Origin of the sequence: Novipirellula sp. (genome assembly GCF_041583735.1) — a bacterium.
Taxonomy (GTDB): Bacteria; Planctomycetota; Planctomycetia; order Pirellulales; family Pirellulaceae; genus Novipirellula.
Map to the genome: position 1 here is coordinate 1 of NZ_JBFHFD010000576.1, position 5620 is coordinate 5620.

Genomic DNA, 5620 nt, shown 5'->3' on the forward strand with positions numbered 1-5620 from the left:
CGTACGAGCTCGCTCGCAATTCTCTTGCTGCAAATCGGCCATCGCCACCACGCGAATGTTGTCGTTGATTGACAACGAGTCGTTGAGGGCTCCCGTTCCTCGTCCGCCGACTCCGACGATACCGATACGGATCACACGATTCGGATCATCCGACACCGAAGCTGCGTGCAGCATCTGAGGTGCAATCGCGCTACCGCCCAATGCTGCGGTGCCTAATGCCGCCGACAAAACGGTACCACTGCGAAGCACGTCGCGACGCGTTGGCGTGCTGGGATTAAGCTCGCTCGACACTGCTGCCGGTTTGCTGCGGTTTTGGCTCGGGGTTGTATTGGCCGTCATGAGATTCTCCGAAAGAGGGTAGGGAATAAACGGTTTCGCAACTCATGCACGACATAGGTTACGAGTCTAAACGAAAGGAGGAACAGGTTGGTTGGGTTGTTTGTCAGCTCCAATTCAAAATCACTTTGCCCGACTGGCCGGACATCATGACGTCAAATCCTTGCTCAAATTCTTGATAGGAAAACCGATGCGTGATGACCGGTGAGAGATCGAGTCCGCTTTGCACCAAGACCTTCATTTTGTACCAGGTTTCGTACATTTCACGCCCGTAAATCCCTTTGATTGTCAACATATTGAAAACGACGGTATTCCAATCGATTGCCATTTCGTCAGATGGGATACCGAGCATCGCGATTTTGCCTCCATGGCTCATTTGAGCAATCATATCCTGAAAGGCAGCGGGGTTGCCGGACATTTCCAGCCCGACATCAAAGCCTTCTTTCATGCCGATTTCTTTCTGCACGTCACGGAGTTGTTCATTTCGCACATCGACGGTGCGTGTCGCTCCCATCGCTTCCGCTAACTGCAATCGATAGGGATTCACGTCGGTGACAACGACATGTCGGGCGCCGGCATGTTTCGCCACTGCGGCCGCCATACAACCAATTGGACCTGCGCCAGTGACCAATACATCCTCGCCTAATACCGGGAACGACAATGCCGTGTGCACCGCGTTGCCAAAGGGGTCAAAGATCGAGGCCACATCGCGATCGACCGAAGCGTCGTGATGCCACACATTTGTCATGGGCAACGAAATATACTCAGCGAAGGCTCCAGGCCGATTCACCCCAATTCCCTTGGTGTCGGCACACAGATGTCGTCGCCCCGCTAGACAGTTTCGACACCGCCCACACACCACATGCCCTTCGCCGCTGACGATTTCGCCGGGGTAAAAATCGGTAACGTTTGAACCGGTTTCAACGATCTCGCCAACAAACTCGTGACCCACGACCATCGGTACCGGAATCGTTTTTTGCGCCCACGAATCCCATTTGTAGATGTGCACATCGGTGCCACAGATCCCGGTCCGGTCGACCTTGATCAACACATCGTTGATTCCAATCGTTGGCATCGGAACATCTTCGAGCCAAAGTCCCGGTTGTTTTTCGCGTTTTACCAGTGCCTTCATGCTACGGCTCCATTAGTGTTCGCTACACACTGACACCTACGTGCGTCGGTTTCGCTGCCAACAAACGCTTCGTCCGCTTTTGCCGCGATTCGTAACGAGTGCGGTGAGTCGCCCCAACAATCGATCACATCAAGTCCTCGACAAATCGCAGGCGGAAAATCAAACCCTCGAACAGACGAATTCATTTACGTTACTTTCTTCAAATTCTAAAGACAAAGATGCTCAATAAACTTTGGCAATATTCTTAGCAAACTGATCGATCACACGAATTGTGGCGCGAATGCATTTCCAACTTTTCTCGCACGCAGCGGAGTATCCACATCGACACCAAGTTTTAACCCGACATTGACCAACAGGTTCCAGCCGGCCGCCATTTGCACGTACCCTGACAAATCGCCTGCATTGGGGATCTGAATCGTGGGAAAACAGGTTGGCCGCGACGCGATCGCGATGATTTGCATGCCCACACTACGCTCGAGCACGCTTTTAAATTTCGCTTCGCTTGCGGCATACGGTTCGATCCAAATCAACACGTCCTCGGCCCCCATCACCTCTTCGATGCCGTGAACGGCATAGGTGCCGTCAAGAAAATCGGCCGACTTACGAATGATCTCATTCGTCTTCAGTGTCAGTTCTTCGGCAACACCGTCATTGCGGCCCGCCCAATATACCGTTTTGGCTCGAGAGACACTGCAAACCAGATCGGCAGGCAACTCACTTAGCAGCGCCGTTTCGACCGCGTCGGCTAGCTGCGATTGGCGATTCGCCAGCGAGTTGGTGCCATGGATGTGTTCTAGCAGCGCCCGTAGAAATAGCCCCTGTTCGATTACACTCTTGGTGGCAGCGACCGCGTTTTCTTCGCCACATTGCAAGACGCAGCCTGACGATGCGAACGTTTCGAGCTGGCTGTTTTCAAACGACGTCAAACTAAATCGTTTGGAGTGGCCATCCAATTTCAATCCATAAAACAATTCGATCACCTCGGCGGTCCGGCCTGAATTGGAAAGTCCCAAAACTGCCCAATTGCGAAGATTGTATTCCATCGCTTGCAGCGCCGATTCAACATGGATCCCGATCGAACATCCTTGCTTACGCGCCCAAGTGATCGCTTGTTTTGCGGGAAAAAAACGACTCGACCCCTCACCCGTAATCATCAAATTGCCAGCGTCAACGATTGCATCCGCCATCGACCGCATGTGATTCGCATCAAAATTGCGGATCAGCTCAGGTACGGCCAACATATCGTTGACCAGACCGTACTGAATAAAATGCTCGCTTTCAGGATTCATCGTTCTTCTCTAATAAGAGGTTTTCGAAGGGACAGAGTCGCGAGTTGTTGGGGAACCATTTGTCAAAGCGGGGGAGCTTGTTTTCGTGGCAACGCGTTTAGTCGCAGCGTGATATGGGATCGCTAAGATCCCGTCGCAGTTGGTGTGTTTTTCATTTCGCCTGGGCACGAGGATGTCAACGGAAACAATTCAGCGAGCAGATCGTTCGCCGGATACGCGTGGCCGGTGTGCTGGACAAAAACTTCCGCCGCCTGGACTCCACACTCACTGCCACGCGTTTGGTTGTAATAACGCATCGTGGAAAGATACTCGTCGATCCCGTTATGCACGCGAAGCCATTCCCGCTGGCTCGCGTGACAGGCCAGCATTTTGGTTTTTCGGTCGAGTTGATCCGTGATTTCAACGCACGTCGTCGGTTCCACTTTGTGGCCTAAACGATCCGTCCCGCCATGGCCATCACAGTAATAAAGGTGAGGTACCGTTGACCCGGGAACCAAAGGCAGTGTCGAGGCGTTTGGCGCGGCGAAAACAAAGCTTGCGGCTCGACCGAGTTGGCCGGTAATTTCGTGGTCCGCGTGATAGTCCGACATCGGCATCGTGATCACCAAGGTCGGTGCGATCGCGCGAAACAGATCGATCGTCTTCTGCAATGCGTTTCGGTCATAGACGACCCGTCCGTCGGGTTCGTTCAAGCAGTGAAAGGTTGCTCCCCCGAGCTGGGCGGCTGCGGTCCCTTCAGCGATCCGCATACGAGCCACCTCGGCTGCGTCACCTGTTAGCGAACCACAATCGCCTGCGGTCATCGTCGCGATGTGAGTCTGCCACCCCATCTCGGCCAAACGCATCAAGGTCCCCGCACAGGTGATTTCCGCGTCATCGGGATGAGCCATCAACGCTAGTGCAACGTTGCGTTGAGTGCAATTTTCGATGCTAGACAATGTTCGGTACCTTTAGGATGCGTAATGTTCTTAGTCCGACGCTTGCGTAGTTTGCTCTCCTTAACCGCCGCTGTCCTCACGTTCGGTTGCCATTTCTGGTATTATCTTTGCGCCACAATGTGGGATTCCTAATAGGGGATGCGCATCACCGCCGTTCATGATAGCCTCTTTGCGCACACTGCCCCCATCGGGATCCTCGCTCGGGGGGCGATGGCGTGTCTCCAAGATCGGGATGCATCGACAACGTGCCCATGATCTCCGATACGCGTCATTATCCCACACAACAAGGGGGACAATCGCGGATCTCGTTCGGCACGGATGTCGGTGCAAAACCATCGCTCGCTCCGTCTTTTTAGTGTGGGACACAGCAAATCAGGACTGACGTGATTGTATCACTGTTGCGGCAAATTTGCGAAATGGGTCACCACGCGACACTTGCGCGCACACTGAGTACCACAAATGGCAAGTGCCGGTGTGGATCTGCCCCCTTCAACTTCTAAGATTAATTCATCGCACTCGAGTGATCCCGACGATTCCAGACAACATGGTTTCCAAACAGCATCGGGGTAGGGCGAGTGCACGGCAAAAGGGATCACAGCGACAGCAGTCAATGCATAGGTCTCCGCCGAAAAAGCAAGGGTCCCCGCCACAGCGACAAAGTTCGCACCCCCGTCTGATAGCGATATCCGCGTACGCGTTTAGGAAAAAAACTTGTCAATACAACCGACCGAAAACGAAATCGACGTCGCCCAGTGGGTCCACAGTGGCATCGAAATTCGTGTGTTTGCGGAAGATCTCGATGCGAGTAAATCGGTGGCAGCCGAGATTGCAACGCTGATTCGCCAGCGTACCGACAACGGTGAACAATGCGTTTTGGGACTAGCAACCGGATCGACCCCCATTCAAGTTTATCGCGAGCTGATTCGACTGCATCGCGAAGAAGAGCTGTCGTGGAAAAACGTCGTCACATTCAATTTGGACGAATACTTCCCGATGCAACCGTGCGCCGCACAGAGCTATGTTCGTTTTATGAACGAGCAACTATTTGATCACGTCGATATTCGACGCGAGAACATCCATATTCCTGATGGAACGGTGTCCACCGAATCGGTGAATGACTACTGTCAACGCTATGAAAACCTAATCGATGCCGCTGGCGGCATCGACCTTCAACTGCTCGGCATTGGACGCACTGGGCATGTCGGCTTCAACGAACCTGGGTCCGAACAAGCATCAACCACGCGACTGGTGCGACTAAGTGAAATTACTCGCACGGACGCCGCAAAAGATTTCGGAGGCCTTGAAAATACTCCTCGGCTTGCGATCACCATGGGAGTCGGAACGATCCTCCGCTCGCGTCGCATCCGCCTGCTTGCCTTTGGCCAGCATAAATCGGCAATCGTCGAGCGTAGCATCCAAGGATCGATCTCAAACTCGGTGCCGGCGACCTATTTGCGCGAGCATCGTGATGTCACCTTTCTACTCGACGCCGCCGCGGCATCGAAGCTGAATCACCCCCACAGCGACGTCTCGATTCGCTAACACTTGTATTGCAAGGACGCCTTAACGCATCCGGTTTGTAGAGTCTTGTGGCGTTTCACCCAGAATACTCTGGTCATGGGTGTTCGAGACATCCAAGGACCGCTATGATATCCAATGTGCGCTTTCACCGATCGCAATCGTCCTCTAATGCACAACATGTACAGTTTTAAGTCAATCCTGGCGTGAAACGGTAATTGCCCTCCCCCTGTGTCATTTCCATGAAACCGTCTTACGAGAAACTTGTTCCTCCGGTGGGCGAGTCGTTTCGCTGCTTCGATCGATCCACGCTACTTTCGCCTGTGAAATGGCATCGACACCCTGAAATCGAGTTGACTTACATTTACCGGGGTGCCGGTTCTCGCGTGGTAGGGGATCACATCGGA

General features: G+C 53.3%; 4 protein-coding genes and 2 pseudogenes. 2 read left to right on the forward strand and 4 right to left on the reverse strand.

From position 1 onward, the window contains the following. The 4 genes and pseudogenes from ABX962_RS28630 to ABX962_RS28645 all read right to left on the reverse strand — a co-directional run. Positions 1–339: pseudogene (locus ABX962_RS28630) on the reverse strand (gfo/Idh/MocA family oxidoreductase); the annotation flags it as partial. 103 nt (positions 340–442) lie between these two features. Next, positions 443–1468, reverse strand: a complete 1026-nt coding sequence (gene tdh / locus ABX962_RS28635; RefSeq protein ID WP_372724603.1) for an L-threonine 3-dehydrogenase — start codon at positions 1466–1468, stop codon at positions 443–445. Positions 1469–1728: 260 nt separating this feature from the next. Next, the gene (locus ABX962_RS28640) at positions 1729–2757 is read right to left on the reverse strand and encodes an SIS domain-containing protein (RefSeq protein WP_372724605.1); all 1029 of its coding nucleotides are present in this window, start codon (positions 2755–2757) and stop codon (positions 1729–1731) included. Between the two features lie 122 nt (positions 2758–2879). After that, positions 2880–3647 (reverse strand): PIG-L deacetylase family protein, encoded by a 768-nt coding sequence (locus tag ABX962_RS28645; RefSeq protein ID WP_372724609.1) that lies wholly within the window; start codon positions 3645–3647, stop codon positions 2880–2882. Positions 3648–4406: 759 nt separating this feature from the next. On the opposite strand from ABX962_RS28645, the gene nagB reads away from it, so the two are divergent. Together nagB and ABX962_RS28655 are read left to right on the forward strand one after the other, a co-directional pair. Next, entirely contained in the window at positions 4407–5237 is an 831-nt protein-coding gene (gene nagB / locus ABX962_RS28650; protein ID WP_372724607.1) for a glucosamine-6-phosphate deaminase, read from the forward strand. A 218-nt stretch (positions 5238–5455) separates the two neighbouring features. Continuing rightward, a pseudogene (locus tag ABX962_RS28655) lies at positions 5456–5620 on the forward strand (AraC family transcriptional regulator); the annotation flags it as partial.